Origin of the sequence: Vibrio wakamikoensis (genome assembly GCF_050337275.1) — a bacterium.
GTDB classification, from domain to species: Bacteria; Pseudomonadota; Gammaproteobacteria; order Enterobacterales; family Vibrionaceae; genus Vibrio; species Vibrio chaetopteri.
In genome coordinates this window covers 16,061-37,147 of record NZ_JAKJST010000034.1, presented here as the reverse complement: position 1 = coordinate 37,147, position 21,087 = coordinate 16,061, and the positions used below count along the sequence as shown (strand labels likewise).

The window sequence follows — 21,087 nt, the reverse complement described above, 5'->3', positions numbered from 1 at the left end:
ATTTTTATATTGTCGGTAAAGTATATACTTTACTTAATCAATAATCTTCCCTTAAATCACATTCTGCTTGGCTTAGTTGAGAGGATTTTGTCAAAATACAACCATTGTCACCAATTCAAGAAATTATGAAAACTGAACTGAACCTACTTGAGCGCAGCTACTCGCTTTTTCGCTACCCAAAACTTGCCAATGAGCAGCTCCAAGCATGGGATGCGGGTGACGAGTATCTGATTCAACACGTTGAAGAGCTCGCTTTGCCCAAATCATCGAATATTCTGATCCTCAACGATAACTTTGGAGCCCTTAGCTGTTGGTTTAGTAAAGAGCATAAGGTGACTACCGTCACGGATTCTTTTGTTTCCCTGCAAGGTATCAAAAGCAACTTGTCGGCCAACCAACTCAGTGGAGTGACCCTTCTCAATTCTACGGATGCATGGCCAAGTGACATCGACCTCGTGCTGATGCAAATCCCACGCAATAATCGCTACTTAACTTGGCAGTTAGACCAACTTGCCCAAAAGTACGCAGGCCGCTGCCAGCTAATTGCGGTGAATAAAGCGAAAGAGATCCACTCCTCAACACTGAAACTGTTTGAGAAGTTTGCAGGCTCCACCACGACCTCGCTGGCGTGGAAAAAACACCGCCTAGTGTTTACTGAGCTATCTCGTGCTGCACAAAAACCCGCTGTGGAGGCCTATACGACTTGGCCGGTTGAAGGACACGAGCTAACTCTTGCGAACTTACCCAATGTTTACTCCGGTGAAAGCTTGGATTTGGGCGCTCGCTTCATGTTAGAGCATCTATCCAAACTCGATGCGGACAATAAAGATGTCGTCGACCTTGGCTGTGGCAATGGCGTTTTATCGATAAAACTCAAGCAGCTTTCCCCAATCGCTCGCATTACTGCGGTCGATGAGAGTTTTATGGCATCAGCCTCGGCAAAACATAACTTTAAACTTAATCAGTTAGACGACGCTCAATGCAAGTTCATCACGAACAATTGCTTGGATGGCTTTGAAGCGGCCTCACAAGATCGTGTCATCTGCAACCCACCCTTCCATCAACAGCAAGCCGTCACCGATCACATCGCTTGGCAAATGTTCTGTGATGCAAAGCATGTTCTTCGCCCTAAAGGCGAATTAATGGTTATCGGCAATCGTCACCTAGGCTACGATAAAAAACTGACGCGTCTCTTTGGCAAGCACAATGTTAAGCTTGTCGCCTCCAATGCCAAATTTGTTATTTTACAGGCAACTAAGTAAAGATTGAGTCATAGTTGTCTCTAGGCAACGTGCATAAAAATAAGAATTCGCTATGATGCCAGCCATCGCTCGGTTTGGCTTCAATAGTATTAGAGTGTGAAAAGGAATCATTAATGAAAAAGCTCGTTTTAGCGGCTTCCGTCGTATTGCTTGCTGCATGTGCAAGCCCTCAACAAGAACAAGTCAATTTTGCGCCTAAAGCGACAACTAGTGCCGCTAAAGTCGTCGAAAACAAATCGATGTCACTCTCTAGTAAAGACGTACGAACAGCTCAATACGTCGCACTGCTCGACAATGGCCGCTCTAACATTACGCCAGTACATACTCGTCAAAATCTTCGTATCGGCATTGAAAATGCGCTAGTGAATCAATTTTCATCGCAGGGCTACCAAGTCACCGTCAACAGCGAAAATGCGCTTCAAGTTGAAGTGCAGGAGGCATTAGTCTCGGTTAAACATACCGTGATGGAAAATGACATGACTGCAAATGTTGTGCTCGAAGTTACCGCCGAGAATGCCAAAGGTAAGCTGGTAAAAACTTACACGGGTACGGCGAAGCGCTCAGGCCTTATGAGCGCATCTAACGACGATATCGAAACCGTACTGAACGACACTGTTAACTTGGTACTCAAAGAGATCGCTAACGACAAAGAGCTGCAAGACTACATGAAGGAGCGTTTCTAATGCTAAAAACGGCTATTGCTACCCTAGCGCTTGTTGCAACGAGCGTATTCGCTGGCCCTAAAGTTGCCGTGGATACCAACTTAGGCCGCTTTGTGGTTGAACTTAATCAAGAAAAAGCGCCGGTAAGCGTTGAGAACTTTCTAAAGTACGTGGATGACGGCAGCTACGTTAACAGCCAGTTCCACCGTGTGATCCCAGGCTTTATGGCACAAGGCGGTGGCTTTGCTAAAGACTTTAAACGTCTACCAACCTATGCGCCTATTGAAAATGAAGCATCAAACGGCTTGGATAACGATGCAGCAACCATTGCAATGGCGCGTACCCGCGATCCAAACTCAGCGACGCGCCAGTTCTTTATCAACTTCATTGACAATGATTTCCTCAACTACAGCGTGACTAACCCTGGCTATGCCGTATTCGGTAAGGTTGTTGAAGGTTTTGACGTAGTACAAAAAATGGGGCAAAAACCAACTCGCAGCACCCGCGGAATGAGCGATGTGCCACTCGATCCCATCATTATCACTAAAATGGAAAAAATCAGCGATTAACACCAAAAAGAGAGAGGTTCGCCTCTCTTTGCTTGTTATGCGTATCCATTCCTTTTCGCTGCACTCGCAAGGAGCACACCTGTGGAACAACAAATGAATTGGCTTGATACGGTCAAAAGTTACTGGGATAAAAGGCTACTTTGGGTCTTTATGATGGGGTGCTCAAGCGGCTTCCCATGGGTTTTGATTGGATCGAATATGTCTGGCTGGCTAAAAGATGCTGGACTCACTCGCGCTGCTATCGGTTACTTTGGTTCTGTGTTTGCGGTTTATGCCATCAACTTTCTTTGGGCACCTTTGGTCGACAGGGTAAAGCTTCCTATTCTGCATAGTACACTTGGTCAGCGCCGCAGCTGGATTTTCCTTTGCCAGAGCTTTATTTTGGTCGGGACACTGTTTATTGCAGGCGTAAACCCAGCGAACAACCTGATGTTTACATCTATGTTGGCACTGTGCATCGCCATTTCATCAGCGACGCAAGACATTGCGATTGATGCTTATCGTATCGATACTTTTCCAAAATCAGAGTCCAATAAACTACCACAAGCTTCTGCAATGGCTGTTATCGGTTGGTGGACGGGTTACTCATTACCTGGCTACTTAGCGTTTGTTAATGCTGACTCTATGGGATGGAATGGCGTTTACTATGGCATGGCAGGCATCGTTGTCATCCTTATGCTGTTTACTCTATTCGTTAGTGAACCTAAAACTGATCGCGAAGCACTGCAAGCACAAGCCGAAGCTCGTCACAACAAAGTGGTCGGCAGTCGCTTTACCAGCTGGATTTCCGTCACGGTCGTAGAGCCATTTTTGGACTTCTTTCGTCGCAATGGCGTTCAAGTTGCGATCACCTTACTGCTGTTCGTGTTCTTGTTTAAGATTGGGGAAGCCTTCTTAGGGCGCATGTCGATTACCTTCTACAAAGAAATTGGCTTTAGTAACGAGCAAATTGGCTACTACTCTAAGCTTATTGGTTGGGGGGCGACCATCGTCTTTACACTACTAGGCAGTATGGTCAACGTTCGCTTTGGCATTGTAAAAGGATTGATGATCGGCGGCATTGCAATGAGTGCCAGTAATCTGATGTTTGCATGGATAGCAAAAGTTGGACCAAACGAAACTTTGTTCTTAGCTACAATCATTGTTGATAACTTCACAACGGCATTTTCGACCGTAGCATTTGTTTCCTTCCTGACCATCCTTACCGGCCAAGCATTTTCTGCTACTCAGTACGCGCTACTCGCGTCTCTGGGTAACTTCGGTAGGACCACATTGGCATCGTTCAGCGGTGAAATGGTAGACGCCCTCAATGACTGGAGCTTGTTCTTTATTATTACATCGCTGATGGTGATCCCTAGCCTTATCATGCTGTATTCACTACGTCATTATTTTAATGACCTACTTGAAAAAGCGAGACATAGAGACGAGAGCCCAGCATCTAAAGAGCAAGAAAACCTGTCTCAGTAGCACTGCCATTACAACGAAAAAGGCTCGCATCAGTGCGAGCCTTTCATTTGGTTGAAGCTTTCATATCAAGCTCTAAGGATACATCCCTTTTCCGAAGCGGTTAAAGACTCTCGCCACCCCTTGGGTGAAGATCATAGGCTCGGTCAGAACTGACAAACACAAACAATCTTGTCCGGATGCTGTCTGAGGCGCGTGCTTGGTGTCGCCGTCTTCGCGAATGAAATCGCCTTCGTGATATTCACCATTCTCGTCACTGAAACTGCCATGGAGAACCAGAGTCGACTCAAAACCTTTGTGCGTATGTTGAGGTACTTGTACGCCTTCAGTGATATACAACAAACTCACTCTGCAGTCTTCGTCAATCTCAATGTTTGAGGTAAACACTTTACCGCCATAACTCTTCCACTCTCCCATTCGCTCTACGAAAGGTTTGAGCGTTGCAGGCACCTTAAACGACTTGCCATTCACCTCAACGGTTGCTGCCGTCCTAACCTTCGGTTTACTAAAGTCGGCATCTAACGTCATGATGTCGTTCATCATGGTATCGAACACTAGAGCGAGCTCAGTATCAGAGATGGCGCCCTCAGTACCGCTGGCGACCAAATCCTCAGCAGCCTCTTCCTCGTACTTAGCCACCAATTGACGGCAGTGAGAGCATGTTTCTAAATGCGTAGCGACGGCAGCTCCATGAGCCGAATCGATCTCCCCAGTCGCGTAGCACTTCAAAACTTGTTTATCTGGGTGGTAACTCATATTACTCCGCCTCCATTGAATGTCTTAATTTTTCTACAGCTAATCTGAGACGGGACTTAACAGTCCCCAGCGGGATATCGAACATATCGGCCACTTGCTGGTGAGGAAGCTCCTCTAAGTACACAGCTCTGACAACCTCTCTTTGTGCTTTTGGCAAATCCTCCAAAAACTTCAAAATTTGCTCTTTTAAACGATCAGTCTCAGGCGAATAATGCTCAACAAAATCTGGCGGACAATAATCTGTTGGCCAGATATCGTCAGCATGCACGTGCAACTCTCTACCCTTCTGTTTGCGAAGCATGTCGTAACACAAGTTTCGTGCGATGGTGTAAATCCAAGTCGACAGCGAGCTCTTACTACCGTCAAAAAGGTGTGCTTTCTGCCAAACCGTAGCCATTGCCTCTTGAACCATTTCGATCGCTACTTGCTCGTTGCCCATGTGCTTGTAAGTGAACTGCTTGAGGCGAGGAGAGAAGTAACTGAACACAGTGGCAAAGGCGCGCTTATCGCGCTGTTTTACCTTCTCCATACACTCTGCCCACTCTTGCTTGGTGAGCGCCTCTGGACTCTCTACTATCATGCTTATGTCCCTAAAGTTGATATCGCAACATTACTGCCTTACCAGATCATAATACGCTATGTTAAACGAATTGGATCACTAATTAGTCAGCTCAGTGCCGCGTTTCCTCTTGAATATCCCCCGACTTGAACGCTTCGGTGAGAAAACTGACCGCGGTACTGCAATCAGGTTGCGTCACTAAATGTTCGAAGTGGTTGCACTCCAGCGGCAAGACTTCAAGCCATCGCTGACTGACCCAAGCAGCGTCATCAAAAAAACGATGAGGATATAAGTCGCCAATTTGAGGGAATTTCTTATAGACGTCTTGCAAGCGTTCTCCGAGAATTTGGTTCTCATCGCTGAGCTCTTCTGTAGCCCACCCTTCTAACCAATTTACCGAGGCAAATCTAAGGCCGTCGTCATATGCCCCCACATCGGTCACCCGAAACTTCTTGATACCGGATACCGTAATTCCCAACATACCGTCGTCAAGCGTTTCAAAATCGACAATGCTAACGAATGTCCCGATCTCCGAGACATTCTTTGGAATGGTGCTTGAGTCTCCACTTATAAGACAGACACCAAAGCCTGTTTCGTTCTTGAGGCATTCGGTGACCATTCTTTTGTAGCGAGGCTCAAATATCCTCAGCCTCATTTTTCCTTCTGGCAAAACCACTGAGCGCAGTGGAAAAAGCATAATCTGTGACATGATTGTTCCCTTTGTTACTACATCAGTGTTTACGCCTGTAATTAAAATACGATCAGCACCACATTGTTAACAAGTGCAATTGAATGTTAACTTCCAGCCAAAAAAAATTGATCGATTTGTGTACGTTTTATAGAAGTTCCCTTAATCCTTTTTGTTTTGTGATGGGTCTCACAAACTTTAGTAAACGTTTGCGGTGTTGCACATTTACTTTGGGATATAAATCGCTATCATGCCCACCCATCGGATGAGTTCGCACGGACAGCGGCCAATTTACAGTACAACTTGAAGAGTTTTCACACTATGCGTAAATCACTTTTAGCTCTTGGCGTTGTTGCAGCAGTTGCTGCAGTGCCAGCATCTGCAGAATATCTATACGGTTTTGGTGGTGTTTACCTTGATCACCAGAGCTGGGATCACGGTCCAAACGCAATCCAAGATGGCCAAGACGGCAAAGGTCGTAACCAATTCGTACTAGGTATCGAAGGTGGTGCAGGTTTCACTTGGGGTGAGCTATATGGTTTCTACGACCGCGAGAGCGTAGAGAAAAGCTCTTCTGAGCAGAAAAACTCGATGAAAGGTACTGCGCACGTTTACCTAGGTGACTCTGGCGTTTCTCTATACGGTCAGGTTTACCACCACGATAACCCTAACCAAAGCGAAACTAACCGCGTTCTTGGTCTTGGTTACACAGCGCTTAAAGGCGATAACTGGTTCTTCAAACCATGGGTTGGTGTTCACGACATCACGTCTTGGGATTCTTTCTCACCAAACCAACGCGTTAACGGTAGCAACGGTTACATGGCTGGTTGGACCGCACGCTACGGCTTCGAAGCATTTGGTCAAAACTTCTCATTCGTTAACTGGAACGAGATCGAGTTCGATCGCAACGACGAATACGCTCAAAACCAAGGCGGTAAAAACGGCCTAAACGGTGCGTTGCTATTCAACTGGCACGCAACTAAGCACCTAACTGCTGCTATTCAATACCGTTACTTCAACAACAAACTTGGTGTTTACGGTTCATCAGGTAGCAACCAGCAACATTACGCTGACGCTATCATCTACCGTATGCAGTACAACTTCTAATTCTCAGAATGTTAGAAGTTCGAAAAAATGGCGCTCTCGCGCCATTTTTTGTATCTAAAATTCGCGCACTAAGCTTTCGACCAACTTAGCTAACTTTGCTATCCTTCTCGCTTCATTCACTACCCGTAGATAATTGTGAACATTACCATTCTAGGCCCTGGTGCCGTTGGTTCCTTATACGCTTACAAACTTCATCTCGCTGGTCATTCTATTTCTCTTTGGGGACGTACTTCATCTAGCAAAATCGAGGTAACTCTCGATGATGGGGAAAGCATTGCGTTCAACAATCAAAGCCTTGAAGATTTGGAACGATGTGACCTGTTGGTTGTGACTGTAAAAGCGTGGCAAGTGAAAAGCGCGCTACTGCCGCTCCTGACTCATCTTCACCCAGACGCTATCATTCTGTTTTTGCACAATGGAATGGGAACCGTTGATAGCCTATCGGAGCAGCTAGCACATCGGCCTGTGCTGCTGGGTACGAGCACACACGGTGCTCTCAAGGTAAACAGCTCTACCGTCCACCATACAGGTATCGGACAAACACTCATCGGCGCATGGAACAAAAAAGGTCAGCAGTGCGAATTTGTCGCCGAGGTCTTTGATCATGGTTTCTCTCCGGCACAGTGGCACAGCATTATCCAACAAGCGTTATGGACTAAGCTGGTAATCAACTGCGCAATCAACCCGTTGACCGCCATCCTCGACTGTCGCAATGGTCAACTGGCAAACCATGAGTATCGAGAGCAACTATTTAGTATCGTAAAAGAAGCGGTTACTTGCGCAAGGTTCGATGGGGTCGAGTTAGATGCACCGGTTTTACTCGACACCGTAGTGAATGTGGCTAAATCTACGGCACAAAACTACTCGTCTATGCACCAAGACATTTATAATAAAAGGCAAAGTGAAATCGATTTTATCAACGGTTACGTGGTCAATATTGCTACTAAACACCATGTCGATATACCGAATAACTTATCCCTGTATCAAAAAATTAAGCAAATAGAAGCAAGCTGGAGCCAGCATGACTAAAAAGGTACTTGTCCCTATCGCCCCAGGCACGGAAGAAATGGAAGCCATTACCATCATAGATATTATGGTGAGAGCAGGTTTTGACGTCACCGTGGCGAGCGCTGACTTCGATGGCGCATTGACGATGAAAGCCTCCCGTGGGGTAACCTTAACGGCCGATTGTAAATTGGTAGATATTGCAGACGACGAGTTCGACGTTATCGCACTGCCTGGCGGTGTCGGTGGTTCGGAAGTATTCCGTGATAGCACACTATTGGTAGAGATGGTTCGCCAACACAAATACGATGGCAAACTCTTGGCAGCCATTTGCGCAGCGCCTGCTCTTGTGTTACAGCATCATCAGCTATATCCAGATGCCCTAATGACTTGCCACCCAAGTTTTAAGTCTCATATCTCTGAAAATCGTTGGCGCGATAAGCGCGTCACCATGGATATCAACCACAACCTAATCACCAGCCAAGGACCAGGTACTGCGCTTGAATTTGCCATCGAGATCATCATTGCACTCTGCGGTAAAGAAAAAGCATGGGAAGTGGCTGAACCAATGGTTACCAACCCAACTCTGCACTACCACAAGATGGGAAAGTACGATGACTGATTTGCAAGCAATTCGTGACCAGTTCCCAGCGATTGATGGCGAGACAGTTTATCTAGACAGCGCGGCGACGACACAAAAGCCGCAAGCGGTGATCGATTGCATTACCAACTACTATCGCAATCAAAACGCCAACGTCCATCGTGGTACCCACTCGCTGACTGCACTGGCGACATCGCGTTTTGAAGCGGCACGTGAAACGGTCGCGCGTTTTATTAACGCCAGCAGCGAGAAAGAGATCATCTGGACAAGGGGAGCGACCGAGGCGCTTAACCTCATCGCTCAAACTTACGCTCGTAATCAATTACAGCCAGGTGACGAGATCTTGGTCTCTGAAATGGAGCACCACGCTAACATCGTTCCGTGGCAAATTGTCGCCGAGCAAACCGGAGCCAAAGTGGTCAAGGTACCAATGGGTCAAGGTTGTCAGTTTGACCTCAATGTATTCCGAACATTGGTAAGCAGCCAAACTAAAATCGTCGCCGTGGCTCAAGTCACCAATGTGACTGGAACCGTGCTGCCACTCAACGACATCATCGCCATTACTCGCACCAATAGCCAAGCCATCGTAGTAGTCGATGGCGCGCAAGGCGTGGTACATCAACCGACTGACGTTCAAGCGCTGGATGCCGATTTCTACGTCTTTTCGGGACATAAACTCTATGCACCTGCAGGTATTGGCGTGCTGTATGGAAAACTCGCTCTGCTCGAAGCAATGCCACCCTGGCATGGCGGCGGAAAAATGGTCGAGAAGGTCTCGTTTGAGGGGACAACATTTAGTGAGTTGCCAGGTAAGTTTGAAGCTGGAACACCCAATGTTGCCGGCGCTTTGGCGCTTGCCTGCTCTATTGAATGGCTAAGTCAATACAGCCATACCGATCTTGAAAAGCACATCTGTGCGCTACAAAAACGCGCCTACGACGCCCTTAACCAACTCGATGATATTCAAATCATCGGCTATCAGCCTGGTGCTAGCGTCATCACCTTTGTCATGGATGGCGTGCATCATCAAGATTTGGCCACGCTACTCGACCAGCAAAATGTAGCCGTACGGGCTGGACACCACTGCGCTCATCCGCTTATGGACGCGCTAGGCGTGAAAGGTACCGTGCGAGCCTCGTTCGCAATCTACAACTCTGAGCAAGATGTTGACCGCTTTATTGCGGCGGTAGAAAAAGCCGTTGATATGCTTTAAACGCAAAAGGCCACTGGTAGGAATGCCCGCCAATGGCCTTTTTATAATCACTGCATTCGATGCGGCTGCTAAACGCTGTTAGAGTGTGCGCTGCGCCTGTTCGCGAATTGTATTCACGATGGCCTTGAGGCCATTCCCGCGTGAAGGGCTAAGGTGGTTGATGAGGTTCAACTGCTCGAAATAGCCTTCGAGATCGAACTCAACGATTTGCTGTGAGGTTTTGCCATTGAAGGCGGCCAACACAATCGCAATCAAACCACGAACGATACGTGCATCAGAATCCGCTTTAATTACCCAAGCCTCATCAACCTGTTCAAGCACTAGCCACACTGAACTTTCACAGCCCGCCACCAGCACTTGCTCTTGTTTATCAGCGTCATCCATGATGGGTAATTTCTTACCCCACTGAATGACTTGGCGGTAACGATCTTCCCAGCCTTTCAACTGAGTCATCGTATCGACAATTTGCTGCGCTTGGATTTCAATGCCAAATGGATAGCTATTACTCATCTCGACTGCCTATTACTTCGCTGCGTACTTTTGCAGAATTTTTTCAACAATGCGCGATACCGCGACAAAACCAAATGTCGCAGTCACAACCGTTGCCGCGCCAAAACCGCTGGCACAATCCATACGTTTTGGACCTTCTGCTGTGGATTTCACGCCACACACGCTACCGTCCGCTTGAGGGTATTTAAGCTGCTCGGTCGAGAACACACAATCGATACCAAACTTACGAGCCGGGTTCTTAGTGAAGTTATGATGACGACGCAAGGTATCTTTAAGCTTTTTAGCTAGCGGATCTTGAATCGTCTTGGTCAAATCCGCCACCATGATTTGCGTTGGGTCAACCTGACCGCCCGCACCGCCGGTCGTGATGACCTTAATTTTGTTACTGCGGCAATAGGCCAGTAATGCAGCTTTCGGCTTGATGCTATCAATCGCATCCAGCACGTAATCAAAATTTTTGCTGATGTACTCGGCTACATTGTCTGGAGTAATAAAGTCATCCACCAGATTCACTTTGCACTCAGGGTTAATGAGCTTAACGCGCTCTGCCATCACTTCGATTTTACTTTGACCTACGGTACCCGACATCGCATGGATTTGACGGTTAATGTTAGTCACGCAAACGTCATCCATATCTATGAGTGTTAATTCACCCACGCCGGTTCTCGCTAGCGCTTCTACTGCCCACGATCCCACACCACCAATGCCGACCACACACACGTGAGCTGCACGTAAAATGTCGACCTCACTATGACCATAAAGTCGGCGTGTGCCACCAAAACGTTGGTTGTAGCTGTCAGAGGCAAGTTGGTTCAATTCGCGCATGGGTTACCTTGCATTGTCCAAGTAAAAAAGAAGAGTGCGATTTATACGCACTCTTACTAAAAAGGTCAACTCTGTCGGCGAAGCAGCCGCTAATTGCAATGGCCTATTTGCTTTTGCTATCCGCTTCGGTATCAGGCTTGTCTTGCGAAGAGGTAGAAGATTTAGCCGACGCTTCAGGCAGGTTTGCTGGAGTGGTCTTCTCTCCTGGCATCAACCAAGGGTCTGCCGTTGTCGAGTTTTCTAAACCCAATTTCCACACGCGGCCAAAATGCTTGTAGTGACCAGCTTGAGTGCCGGCAAACTCGCCCATACCATGATAGAGATCGAAGTGGTTACCCTTCACTGCGCCACCAGTATCGAGCACGATTAGCAGTCTTAACTCATGTGCACCACTCCAAGTACCATCGGCGTTAAGCAGTGGCACTTCCGCCAGTATCGGAGTCCCCATTGGAAATGCAGAGCGATCGCCCGCAACCGATGCCATCGGTAATAGTGGAATACCTGCAGTACCTCTTACTGGCGCTGCGTTTTGAGGCTGGAAGAATACAAACGATGGGTTTTCCTCTAACAATGCCTGAACCGTTTTCTCATCTTGTGCCATCACCCAATCTTTGATCGCTTTGAGTGACATTTTCTCTTTTGGCACTTCACCGCGTTCTATCAACACACGGCCAATACTCACGTACGCTTTATTGTTTTTTCCTGCGTAGGCAAAATACTCTAAGGTGTCGTCATCTTCAAAGTGAACGAAGCCACTGCCTTGCACTTCCATAATAAATGGATCGATGAGGTTTTCGGCATAACCTAGTTCAAGTCCCTGGCCATTGAGTGCACCGCCATAAATTTCTGCGCGAGTTGGACATTCTTGCTGACAATCTGGCATCGAGTACACCGGATAGCGGAACTTCTCATCCGGCTCGTGACGAAGCTCCATTACAGGTGAGAAATAGCCAGTGAAAAGTACATTACCTTTGTTATCACCACCGCCAAGTTGCGCCGCTTGAACTCCGTAATTTGCCAACTGTTTAGGATCACCACTTTGAACAGCCCATACTTCTAGCTGTTCGTATAATGGTTGATAGGTTTTCGCCATAGATGGCGAGGCAGTGACCACCTCATTCGCTTGGGCAGCAAATGTATGAAAGTTGCGAGGTTTGTTGGATTCAATTTGCTCTGTTTTATTGAGTAGCCTAGTGAAATCACCATCGTGTTTCTGCTGAGCGCGATCGCTTTGCGCGCAGCCAAACACCAATAAAACAGAAGCAAGAGGCAATATACGTTTGATCAAGTTAGTCATCCCTTATGGTTCGTGCAATCAGGATGGCAAACTCTATAAAAAAGCGCAATAAAACCGACGCTTATCTCAGGTCTTTTTTGTGTTTTCCTGACAAAACAAACGTTGGGTTGTAATGAGTTGGTGAAAGCTGTCGAATCTCGGTCTTGTTGCGGTTAAGAAATTGATAACGATACTCGGTCACCCCAACGGTAAACCAAAGCTCTGTCGCGGACAGTTCAAAAGAGGTGGCGACCACTCGGTTATTGATCACCACCTTGTTGTCACCAAGCTCAAACGACGCTCTCGCATAAGGAGCTACATCTTTCTCTACCCACACCCCAAACACCTCGGCTTTGGGGTTAATGTGGTCTTGAACTCGGCCATATAAATCGTTGTATAGGCCAACCACAGAGGCTGTGCCCACTAATGCCAACAAAATTAGTGCTCGTTCCAACCATTTATTGGGTCTAATCGTACTGCGAGGCGTTAACGTGACATCCACGTTACTGACAATACCACTCTCTTTGCCTTCACTCATAGTTCGCCTTCTTCGCTATTCTGGATCAGTGTGTCACTTGATTCATAACGGGGCAAGTCTCTCCATCGCTCCATGCTAAATTTCCCTTGCGCATTATTGAATAAAAAGTCATTATTTCAACATAAATAAACCACGAGTAATCATTGTGAAGATCCGCAGTACCGCCCTAGTAAAAGGATTTCGGCAGTCCACTCCGTATGTTAATGCTCACCGCAACAAAACCATGGTCATCATGCTGGGTGGAGAAGCATTCACCGACAAGAACTTCACCAATATTGTGAGTGACATCGCGTTGCTACACAGTTTGGGCGTCAAGTTAGTGCTGGTGCATGGCGCAAGGCCGCAAATAAACCAACTTCTTGAACACAATGATTGTCACTGTCCGTATCACAAGGGCATTCGCGTCACGACAGAAAAGTGCTTAGATTACGTGATGCAGGCAACGGGGCGTCTGCAACTGGATATCACTGCACGTCTCTCTATGAGCCTGAATAACACCCCCATGGCGGGCAACCAGCTCAATGTTATTAGTGGCAACTTTGTCATTGCCCAACCGCTCGGCATTGATGATGGCATAGACTACTGCCACAGTGGTCGCGTACGCCGCATTGATATTCAGGGTATCAATCGCGTTCTTGAGCAAGGTTCAATCGCTCTACTCGGTCCGGTAGCGGGCTCGGTAACCGGTGAGACCTTCAATCTTCTCTCTGAAGAAGTGGCGACCCAAGTTGCTATAAAATTAAATGCAGATAAGTTAATTGGCTTTTGTTCAGAGCAAGGGGTGCTCGATGAAGCCGGCAATGCCATCGCTGAGCTGTTCCCTTCTGAGGTCAATCAACTGATTGAACAGCTTGAAGCCAAAGAGCTGTCTGATGAAGGCCATAGTAGCGGGACTCTGCGTTTCTTACGCGGTGCGCAATCTGCTTGCCGTGCAGGGATTCCACGTTGCCACTTAATTAGTTATAAAATCGATGGCGCTCTGATTCAGGAGCTGTTCTCTATTGATGGTATCGGCACACAGATCGTAATGGCCAGTGCTGAGCAAGTCAGACAGGCTGACATTGATGATATTGGCGGCATTTTTGAGCTGATTCGACCTTTGGAAGAAAAAGGGATTCTGGTTCGCCGCTCTAGAGAGCAGCTTGAGCAAGAGATCCACCAGTTCACCTTGATCGAAAAAGATGGTCTGGTCATTGGCTGCGCAGCACTTTATCCCTACCAGCAAGAAAAGATGGCCGAAATGGCTTGTGTGGCGATCCATCCTGATTATCGCGATGGCAATCGCGGCGTCCTGCTCCTGAATCATATGAAGCAGCAATCAAAAATGATGGGGATTGAGCATATTTTCGTACTCACCACACACAGCCTGCACTGGTTTAGAGAGCAAGGTTTTCTCGAAGTAGGAGTAGAATCGCTGCCGATGGCGAAACAAGACCTCTATAATTTACAAAGGCGCTCAAAGATCCTATCGGTCTCGGTGTAGCTTTTACAGAAACATTCATGGCGACTTTCAATTTATGAAATCGATTGCAGTCATGAATTAGCACAAATCGTTTTACAAAAGGTCAACTCCTGTTTAAAATTCACCCAAATCACAGCTATTTATGTGACAGGACTCCCAAAAAGCAACGTGCTGGCGGGCAGTGCAAGGAATGCTAGGTGAACACCACATTCAAGAGTGACATCTATGCGAACGGTTATTTGTAATTCGATTCAAAGTTTCTGGGATATGGCGGAAAACCACTTCCTAGAGGGACTCAACGTCCACTGTGTTTTTCCTGTATCCGAAAAAGTCAAATCGTTAATGGCGATTTACCAGCAGCAGTATCGGATCAAGCAAATCACCTACTCTGAGGTCTTTAATCCAGCCTAACGCGGCCTAATTATTCCCAGACCAAATTATTACCAGAATAGGTACTGCCAAGGACGGTAGAGCTTCTCCCTTAGCCACTTTCCGATTTAGCCACACAATTATCTTTCCCAAAACTATTTATTAAACCAACCTCTATTACGCCAAACGCAATGACAGCCCACTGTGACGCAGCGTTTTATGACGTATCCCCTTACCCAAGACTTTGCCATCGGCCACTAAGGTGAAACGAGTTTTTGCGCGGGTAATTCCGGTGTAAATCAGCTCTTTGGTGAGCAGCGGGCTAAATTCGCCCGGCAATATCATAAAGGTATGGGCAAACTCACTGCCTTGAGATTTATGAATCGTCATGGCATAAGCCGTTTCATGCTCTGGCATTCGACTCGGCAATACCGACTTTATGCTGCCATCAGGGAGCTCAAAGAAGACCTTCAGCCTTGGTGTTTGCGCACTATGATCCCATAGACAAATTCCAATATCACCGTTGTAAAGCCCAAGCCCATGATCGTTTTTCGTCACCATTAATGGTCGGCCCACATACCAAAGCTCCTCACCGCGCGAAATCAAACCGCGCTGCTTAAGACGCGACTCTATTCTCTGGTTGAGTCCGGTCACGCCAAAATCGCCCTCTCGCACTGCACACAGCAATCGGTTTTGTGCGAATAGGCCTAAGACTTGACGCGCCACGCCGTGCTGCCAATTCACCAAAGCATCCGCGCTTTGCAACGATTCACCTTGTGGTGACGCTGCTCTGGATTCGGTCAAATACGGCTTGTAAGCCCGCACCATAGAATCAATCAGTTTTTGATAGCTATCACCACTGAGTGGCAGCCATTCAATATCCTCAAACCCTTTGATCCAAACTTGTTCGAAGCCTCGGCTACTTGCAGCGTTAACCTGTTTAGCCAGTTGGCCAATGCCGGAGCGCGCGTCAAAACGGTAGCTTTTTTGCAGAACGCAAAGACTATCAGCGAGTGGCGATACCAACTGCTTGGCAGTACGCCCAAACTGACAATCAAACTGAGTGAGTGCTTTCACCCGTTCGTTTTGTTTTTGGCTGTAACCTTGAGACGAGAAGTCACAGATATCGGATAGCACCGCACCCGCTTCTACTGAGGCGAGCTGATCTTTATCACCTAATAAGATAAGCCGCGCGTGGCTTGGCAGGGCATCGAGTAATCGGTGCATCATAGGCAAATCGACCATAGAGGCTTCATCGAGCACCAACACATCCAAATGCAAAGGATTGGTTTTATCGTGCCTAAACTCAACACGGCCAGGAATGGCACCAAGCAATCGATGCAGGGTACTCGAATCGGTTGGAATGCGCTGTTTAAGATCCGGTGACAGCGCCAAGACATCCACCGCTTTACCAATCGATTCAGTCAGACGCGCCGCCGCTTTCCCCGTTGGCGCAACCAACTTAATGGTGGGCGTTTCTCCTTGCGCGCTCGCCTGATGCACCATTGCCGCGAGCAGTTTGGTGACTGTCGTGGTTTTACCGGTACCAGGGCCTCCGGAAATGACGGCAAAACGACGCGTGAGCGCTACCGCAGCCGCTACCTTTTGCCAGTTCAAGCAGGCAGTGAGCGGAATTGCAACATCCAACAATTGAAGCTCACTGGCGGAGTTCGCTGACGTCACAATGCGATCCACCTGATCCCAATCGATCGAGCCATCATCAACAACGTCTAGGAAATCACACACCAATTGCTGTCGTGAAACTTGGTTGTTTTGTTCTGCAGGGATCAAAGCGATTGCCGAGTACAGATAGTGATACTCTCGGGCAAACAGCTGATCAAGGATCTGCGCCGCTTGCTTAAGTTGAGAGTTCGGCAACTCAATCGGCGTCGCCATCGACAACAGGCGCTCTGCGATGGTTTGCTCATAGTAAAAATAGCGCTGCAAATAGAGCCGATTTTGCTGCCAGACTAGAGGTGTGACCGTGCCTTCTAAGGATGCACCAGGCGCCAACACACTGATCGTTGACGCACTTTCCATGACCTGCTGCCAATTAACCTGATTGACCTTATCTTCCAACGGCGCAGCAGCGGCGCCATAGAGTCCAATCAGGCTTGGTAAAGGTGGTAGATCCTGCTCAGCTAAGTCACTATCTAAGTTGACACAAATGTGGCCTTGACCAAGCTGGCTACTTGCGAGTGCCGCCAGCCACATCACTTCATCGGGAAACTCAGTTTCAATAGATGCGACAAACTTGGCGAACTGATGATCCAGCGGTCGCAAACATTTTTTATCAACCAGATCGGCAATCCAATGTGAAAAAGCGCGCTGTGCAGTCATTAAAATCCAAGCCCCATTTGTTGATTCTCTCCGTCGCCGGTATCACTGTTATCAGTATCGATGGCATTCGCCGATAGTTCACCGGAAATAAGCGCATCAAGGTTTTCAATCATTGCCTTTGTAGGACGCGCGTTGAAAATTCCCGCGTCGGAGTTCGGCTCAATGCCGCGTAAGAACAGATAGTAGACGCCGCCAAAATGCTGCTCATAGTCGTAATCGCGAATACGCGTTTTTAAGAAGCGATGCAGCGCCAACGCATAAAGTTGGTATTGCAAGTCATAGCGATGATCGACCATGGCATGTTCGAGCTGAGCTCGCTGGTAACTGCTGCTATCTTCACCAAGATGATTCGATTTCCAGTCGAGGACGTAGTACTTGCCTTGATGCTCGAACACCAAGTCAATAAAGCCTTTCAACATGCCTTTGACCGTATAAAAGCCCAACTCATGAGCCTTGGCAGATAAGCTGTCGTGGCGCTGAATCACTCGATTAAGCGAAGGGGCATCCAGCACATCTACCGGCAATAGAAACTCCATCTCCACCAAGCGCTGCACGGGGCTTTTATCTCTAAGATATAGGTTCTCACCGTCTAGCGCTGTGTTCATCACCTGATCCACCAGCAAAACAATCACTGGCAGCCACTCTGCGTCATACTGCTCTTTGGCTAGCAGCTCGGCGATGACCTTTGCGTTATGCTCAGAGCCAGCGGGCTCGGTAAACTCGATTTCTTCAAATACCGTGTGAAGGAAGGTGCCTGGACGAGCGCCTTTTGGAAAATGGAAGATGGTTTTCTCCGGCTCCAACAGCGGGTCAAGCTGCTGTTCGTCTGAAGAGTCGATATCTAAACCCGACTCTTCAATAAACACCTCATCACTATTGCCATGGTGACTCTGTTTTACCAAGGCCGAATAGCTCGTCAGACGCCAATCACGGTCAATGGTGTGACGCTGAATTTTCGCGCCGAGCTCAGGCGTGGATGCTAACGGTAAACGATACGACTCACCATCGGGCTCTGGTGGCGCAGTGATGGCAATATCACTGCAAGATTTAGCTAATTGGTTCAGCATGGTTTCTAGCTCGCTGACGCCCAGCTCTTGGCCATTTTGCACCAAGAAGCCTAGCGCACTGTGGTGCACGCCGGTGGGCTCTTTAGTAGAGCGGCCGTTGCGAAGCGACGCAATACCGATAAAACAGCCATACACAGATCGAGTCAGCGCTACATAGATAAGACGTAAGTCTTCCGCTAGGCGTTCTTTGTCTGCCTGAGCCAGTGCAGCTTTGGACTTTCTAAGATCCAGCACCGATTCCTGATTTGTAGCATCATAGTATTTCGCTTCCATCGCCTCGCGATAGCTGACCACAAACGGCAAGTAAACCAAATCATATTCAAGGCCTTTCGACTTATGAATCGTGATGATTTGCACTAGATTTCGCTCCGACTCCAAACGCTGAATGTGCTCATCGGATGCACCTAACCCTTGCTTAGCATCTTCGATAGACTGGGCAAACCAACGTAGCAATGCGGTGTCACTTTCCACATCTTGCCTAGCGGCTTGCAATAGCTCACCCAAATGCAAATAGTCGGTCAGTAAACGCTCTCCACCTACGGTAGCCAATAGCCGATTCGACATTTCTCGCTTAAACAGCACCGAGCGCAGCATGGGCAATACACCGCGCGACTGCCACAACTGACGGTAATCGCGAAACTCAGCAATCACTTGCTCCCACAAATTCTCATCGTTGTTCAGGCCATCAAGCACGTCAGCGGGTAGCGCAAACAACTCTGAGGCGAGCGCACTTTTTAGTAGTCGTTCATCGTCTTGATACCAAATCGCTTGTAGCAGGCGCAGCATATCTTCTGCTACCGCGCTGGAGAAAACACTATCTCGATTCGACAGATAAACACTGGCAATGCCGCGCTCAGCCAGCGCTTGTTTGATCAGTTGCCCTTCACTTCCGGTTCGAACCAGCACAGCAATATCACCCGCTTCAACCGGATGTTCGCTATCACCATCGGCAAGCACTACCTGTTTGGTTTGCGATTCCATCAGCACCGTTTTGATGTGCTGAGCCGTGGCAGCAGCCATATGCTGCTGATAGTCACCTTTAGCGACAGGCGCATCGGCGTCTTGGAGCCAAAACTGCAGCGCAGGTTGACTCTCACCATGTTGTAGCCACTGACGTTTTCCAGCTTTAGGGCTGGCATTGACCGGATAAAAGGGTATGTCGCTGTCGTACAAGAACGGCGAATCTGCCTGTTCAAACAGCGCATTGACGCTGCTGACCATACGTTCACTGGATCGCCAGTTGGTGCCCAAGGTGTAGTGATCCACAACCTGATTTCTGGCTTGGATATAGGTGAAGATATCCGCGCCACGAAAACCGTAAATCGCCTGTTTAGGATCGCCAATCATAAACCAGCCACACTCGGGATTATCCAAATACACTGAGCTGAATATTTGGTACTGAAGTGGATCGGTATCTTGGAATTCATCGATCATCGCCACTGGAAATTGGCTGCGAATTTTTTCGGCTAAGCGCTCGCCGGATTCCAGCTCTAAAGCCGCGCTAAGCTGAGTCAGCAGATCATCAAAAGAGAGCCACTGCTTTTGCTGTTTGGCTAACGCTAATCGCTGTCGACACGCTTTAATCGCCATTGCGAGTAACGGGGTTTTCAGCTCAGGAGGCGTGGCTAGAAAGGCTTCAATCTCGGCAAAATTTGCCATCGTTGGCGGCTCGCCTTTGGGCGTTTTTTCAATCAGTACCGCTTGGGAGAACTTTTCAAGTGCGCTTGGTAAGCTGTAATCTAGCGTCTCTTGCTGAGCCCATTCAGTAATGCTTGCCACCCAAGTCGGCAGGGATTTTTTGGTGTAACTGCGTTTATTCACATCAGACTGGGCGATGCAAGTCACCACGTCGTCACTGACTGCCAACCAGCTAGCTTTTAGGGTTTTAATTGTATCTAAATTGGCTTGATGTAGAGCGGCAATGTCGACACCTTGACCATCGCTATCCGTGGCTGAGTCAATATCTTGCAAGGTGATCGCAGGGCCTGTCAGGTATCGACCGATATCACTTAGTAGCGCACTTGGCGTTGCCCAAATTTTGCGGATTTCAGACGCCATCGCAAGGTTTAGCGGATAAAACTGACTGCGCCAAAAATCTGCGGCGACCTGCGCTTTTAACCGGCTTTCATCCGTCACGAACTCGTTGTTAAAACGAGAGCCTGATTCGAACGCATTTTGGGTCAGCATGCGCTGACAGAAGCCGTGAATGGTGTATACCGCCGCTTCATCCATTTGGCGCTCAGCCTGAAGCAAGGTTTCTGTGGCGTAGCGATGATCACTCACTTCCAAAAGCAGTGGCTGAATAACCGGATCGTCACTTTCTCCTCGGGCAAAAGCAATACGTGCCTGATGGATACGGGCGCGAATACGGTCGCGAAGCTCTGCCGTCGCCGCTTCGGTAAAGGTCACCACCAAGATCTGGTCAACCGTTAGCGGTTGACGATGACCACTGCCATCTTTGCCATGACCGAGCAGCAATCTTAGATAGAGACCTGCGATAGTAAAGGTTTTACCCGTACCCGCGGATGCTTCAATCAGCCGGGCACCATGCAATGGAAAGGTCATGGTGTTCAGCGCAGTCGGTTTCGATACCGATGCACTAGCTAACGCTTGGCCTGCCGCATTCTCTGAATACTGTGGCGAATCGCTATCCAAAAATGGGTTGTCTGAAGAGTGCTCATTTGGCTTCATGTCTGAACTCTACTGTGATCTAACGCTTAAAATCTAATTTAAAACAATCGGATATAATTAATAACTATGTAAGTTGCGATCCCATTCACGGAATTAATCACCCTCACACTCTACTATTCCGCT

At 47.9% G+C, this 21,087-nt stretch carries 18 protein-coding genes and 1 pseudogene; 10 read left to right on the top strand and 9 right to left on the bottom strand.

Annotated elements, in window-relative coordinates; translation table 11 throughout:
- Nucleotides 1-125 precede the first annotated feature (125 nt).
- The 4 genes from L4C42_RS19605 to L4C42_RS19590 all read left to right on the top strand — a co-directional run bounded on the left by L4C42_RS19605 (nucleotide 126) and on the right by L4C42_RS19590 (nucleotide 3,960).
- A complete protein-coding gene (locus tag L4C42_RS19605) occupies nucleotides 126-1,262 on the top strand; it encodes a methyltransferase (RefSeq protein WP_429761643.1) in 1,137 nt (378 codons plus the stop codon).
- 113 nt (nucleotides 1,263-1,375) lie between these two features.
- Entirely contained in the window at nucleotides 1,376-1,945 is a 570-nt protein-coding gene (locus L4C42_RS19600; protein ID WP_353496825.1) for a YajG family lipoprotein, read from the top strand.
- The gene (locus L4C42_RS19595) at nucleotides 1,945-2,493 is read left to right on the top strand and encodes a peptidylprolyl isomerase (protein ID WP_353496826.1); all 549 of its coding nucleotides are present in this window, start codon (nucleotides 1,945-1,947) and stop codon (nucleotides 2,491-2,493) included. Before L4C42_RS19600 ends, L4C42_RS19595 begins: the two co-directional genes overlap by 1 nt.
- 93 nt (nucleotides 2,494-2,586) lie before the next feature.
- Nucleotides 2,587-3,960, top strand: coding sequence for an AmpG family muropeptide MFS transporter (locus tag L4C42_RS19590; protein WP_353498723.1), 1,374 nt, complete (start codon nucleotides 2,587-2,589; stop codon nucleotides 3,958-3,960).
- A 72-nt stretch (nucleotides 3,961-4,032) separates the two neighbouring features.
- Here the strand turns inward: L4C42_RS19590 and L4C42_RS19585 are convergent, their stop codons facing one another.
- The 3 genes from L4C42_RS19585 to L4C42_RS19575 all read right to left on the bottom strand — a co-directional run bounded on the left by L4C42_RS19585 (nucleotide 4,033) and on the right by L4C42_RS19575 (nucleotide 5,981).
- Entirely contained in the window at nucleotides 4,033-4,713 is a 681-nt protein-coding gene (locus tag L4C42_RS19585) for a ChrR family anti-sigma-E factor (RefSeq protein ID WP_418642016.1), read from the bottom strand.
- A gap of 1 nt (nucleotide 4,714) precedes the next feature.
- Nucleotides 4,715-5,293, bottom strand: coding sequence for an RNA polymerase sigma factor (locus L4C42_RS19580; protein ID WP_418642015.1), 579 nt, complete (start codon nucleotides 5,291-5,293; stop codon nucleotides 4,715-4,717).
- A gap of 91 nt (nucleotides 5,294-5,384) precedes the next feature.
- Nucleotides 5,385-5,981 carry an LON peptidase substrate-binding domain-containing protein gene (locus L4C42_RS19575; RefSeq protein WP_429761642.1) on the bottom strand — a complete coding sequence of 199 codons (597 nt, stop codon included), beginning with the start codon at nucleotides 5,979-5,981 and terminating at the stop codon, nucleotides 5,385-5,387.
- 300 nt (nucleotides 5,982-6,281) lie between these two features.
- On the opposite strand from L4C42_RS19575, the gene L4C42_RS19570 reads away from it, so the two are divergent.
- The 4 genes from L4C42_RS19570 to csdA all read left to right on the top strand — a co-directional run bounded on the left by L4C42_RS19570 (nucleotide 6,282) and on the right by csdA (nucleotide 9,886).
- Nucleotides 6,282-7,067, top strand: a complete 786-nt coding sequence (locus L4C42_RS19570) for an outer membrane protein OmpK (RefSeq protein ID WP_429761640.1) — start codon at nucleotides 6,282-6,284, stop codon at nucleotides 7,065-7,067.
- 135 nt (nucleotides 7,068-7,202) lie between these two features.
- Entirely contained in the window at nucleotides 7,203-8,096 is an 894-nt protein-coding gene (locus L4C42_RS19565) for a 2-dehydropantoate 2-reductase (RefSeq protein ID WP_353496831.1), read from the top strand.
- Nucleotides 8,089-8,694, top strand: coding sequence for a DJ-1 family glyoxalase III (locus L4C42_RS19560; protein WP_353496832.1), 606 nt, complete (start codon nucleotides 8,089-8,091; stop codon nucleotides 8,692-8,694). Before L4C42_RS19565 ends, L4C42_RS19560 begins: the two co-directional genes overlap by 8 nt.
- Entirely contained in the window at nucleotides 8,687-9,886 is a 1,200-nt protein-coding gene (csdA, locus tag L4C42_RS19555; RefSeq protein WP_353496833.1) for a cysteine desulfurase CsdA, read from the top strand. The genes L4C42_RS19560 and csdA overlap by 8 nt, the downstream gene beginning before the upstream one ends.
- A gap of 78 nt (nucleotides 9,887-9,964) precedes the next feature.
- Here csdA and L4C42_RS19550 read toward each other — a convergent pair whose 3' ends face one another.
- The 4 genes and pseudogenes from L4C42_RS19550 to L4C42_RS19535 all read right to left on the bottom strand — a co-directional run bounded on the left by L4C42_RS19550 (nucleotide 9,965) and on the right by L4C42_RS19535 (nucleotide 13,035).
- Nucleotides 9,965-10,396 (bottom strand): SufE family protein, encoded by a 432-nt coding sequence (locus tag L4C42_RS19550; RefSeq protein WP_429761639.1) that lies wholly within the window; start codon nucleotides 10,394-10,396, stop codon nucleotides 9,965-9,967.
- 12 nt (nucleotides 10,397-10,408) lie between these two features.
- Nucleotides 10,409-11,221: a tRNA cyclic N6-threonylcarbamoyladenosine(37) synthase TcdA gene (gene tcdA, locus L4C42_RS19545; protein WP_353496835.1), complete on the bottom strand. Its 813-nt coding sequence runs from the start codon at nucleotides 11,219-11,221 to the stop codon at nucleotides 10,409-10,411.
- A gap of 190 nt (nucleotides 11,222-11,411) precedes the next feature.
- Nucleotides 11,412-12,509: pseudogene (gene mltA / locus L4C42_RS19540) on the bottom strand (murein transglycosylase A); the annotation flags it as partial.
- 70 nt (nucleotides 12,510-12,579) lie between these two features.
- Entirely contained in the window at nucleotides 12,580-13,035 is a 456-nt protein-coding gene (locus L4C42_RS19535) for a DUF2850 domain-containing protein (protein ID WP_353496836.1), read from the bottom strand.
- Nucleotides 13,036-13,180: 145 nt separating this feature from the next.
- Here L4C42_RS19535 and argA point away from each other — a divergent pair, with 145 nt between their 5' ends.
- Nucleotides 13,181-14,518, top strand: coding sequence for an amino-acid N-acetyltransferase (gene argA / locus L4C42_RS19530; RefSeq protein ID WP_353496837.1), 1,338 nt, complete (start codon nucleotides 13,181-13,183; stop codon nucleotides 14,516-14,518).
- A 204-nt stretch (nucleotides 14,519-14,722) separates the two neighbouring features.
- Nucleotides 14,723-14,908 (top strand): hypothetical protein, encoded by a 186-nt coding sequence (locus tag L4C42_RS19525; RefSeq protein ID WP_353496838.1) that lies wholly within the window; start codon nucleotides 14,723-14,725, stop codon nucleotides 14,906-14,908.
- A 135-nt stretch (nucleotides 14,909-15,043) separates the two neighbouring features.
- Here the strand turns inward: L4C42_RS19525 and recD are convergent, their stop codons facing one another.
- Together recD and recB are read right to left on the bottom strand one after the other, a co-directional pair.
- Nucleotides 15,044-17,206: an exodeoxyribonuclease V subunit alpha gene (gene recD / locus L4C42_RS19520; protein ID WP_429761638.1), complete on the bottom strand. Its 2,163-nt coding sequence runs from the start codon at nucleotides 17,204-17,206 to the stop codon at nucleotides 15,044-15,046.
- Nucleotides 17,206-20,838 (bottom strand): exodeoxyribonuclease V subunit beta, encoded by a 3,633-nt coding sequence (gene recB / locus L4C42_RS19515; protein ID WP_429761654.1) that lies wholly within the window; start codon nucleotides 20,836-20,838, stop codon nucleotides 17,206-17,208. The genes recD and recB overlap by 1 nt, the downstream gene beginning before the upstream one ends.
- Nucleotides 20,839-21,087: the final 249 nt, after the last annotated feature.

Coding starts and splice junctions, on each gene's coding strand:
- L4C42_RS19605 (WP_429761643.1), top strand. CDS start 126: ATGAAAACTGAACTGAACCTACTTGAGCGCAGCTACTCGCTTTTTCGC.
- L4C42_RS19600 (WP_353496825.1), top strand. CDS start 1,376: ATGAAAAAGCTCGTTTTAGCGGCTTCCGTCGTATTGCTTGCTGCATGT.
- L4C42_RS19595 (WP_353496826.1), top strand. CDS start 1,945: ATGCTAAAAACGGCTATTGCTACCCTAGCGCTTGTTGCAACGAGCGTA.
- L4C42_RS19590 (WP_353498723.1), top strand. CDS start 2,587: ATGAATTGGCTTGATACGGTCAAAAGTTACTGGGATAAAAGGCTACTT.
- L4C42_RS19585 (WP_418642016.1), bottom strand. CDS start 4,713: ATGAGTTACCACCCAGATAAACAAGTTTTGAAGTGCTACGCGACTGGG.
- L4C42_RS19580 (WP_418642015.1), bottom strand. CDS start 5,293: ATGATAGTAGAGAGTCCAGAGGCGCTCACCAAGCAAGAGTGGGCAGAG.
- L4C42_RS19575 (WP_429761642.1), bottom strand. CDS start 5,981: ATGTCACAGATTATGCTTTTTCCACTGCGCTCAGTGGTTTTGCCAGAA.
- L4C42_RS19570 (WP_429761640.1), top strand. CDS start 6,282: ATGCGTAAATCACTTTTAGCTCTTGGCGTTGTTGCAGCAGTTGCTGCA.
- L4C42_RS19560 (WP_353496832.1), top strand. CDS start 8,089: ATGACTAAAAAGGTACTTGTCCCTATCGCCCCAGGCACGGAAGAAATG.
- csdA (WP_353496833.1), top strand. CDS start 8,687: ATGACTGATTTGCAAGCAATTCGTGACCAGTTCCCAGCGATTGATGGC.
- L4C42_RS19550 (WP_429761639.1), bottom strand. CDS start 10,396: ATGAGTAATAGCTATCCATTTGGCATTGAAATCCAAGCGCAGCAAATT.
- tcdA (WP_353496835.1), bottom strand. CDS start 11,221: ATGCGCGAATTGAACCAACTTGCCTCTGACAGCTACAACCAACGTTTT.
- L4C42_RS19535 (WP_353496836.1), bottom strand. CDS start 13,035: ATGAGTGAAGGCAAAGAGAGTGGTATTGTCAGTAACGTGGATGTCACG.
- L4C42_RS19525 (WP_353496838.1), top strand. CDS start 14,723: ATGCGAACGGTTATTTGTAATTCGATTCAAAGTTTCTGGGATATGGCG.
- recD (WP_429761638.1), bottom strand. CDS start 17,206: ATGACTGCACAGCGCGCTTTTTCACATTGGATTGCCGATCTGGTTGAT.
- recB (WP_429761654.1), bottom strand. CDS start 20,838: ATGACCTTTCCATTGCATGGTGCCCGGCTGATTGAAGCATCCGCGGGT.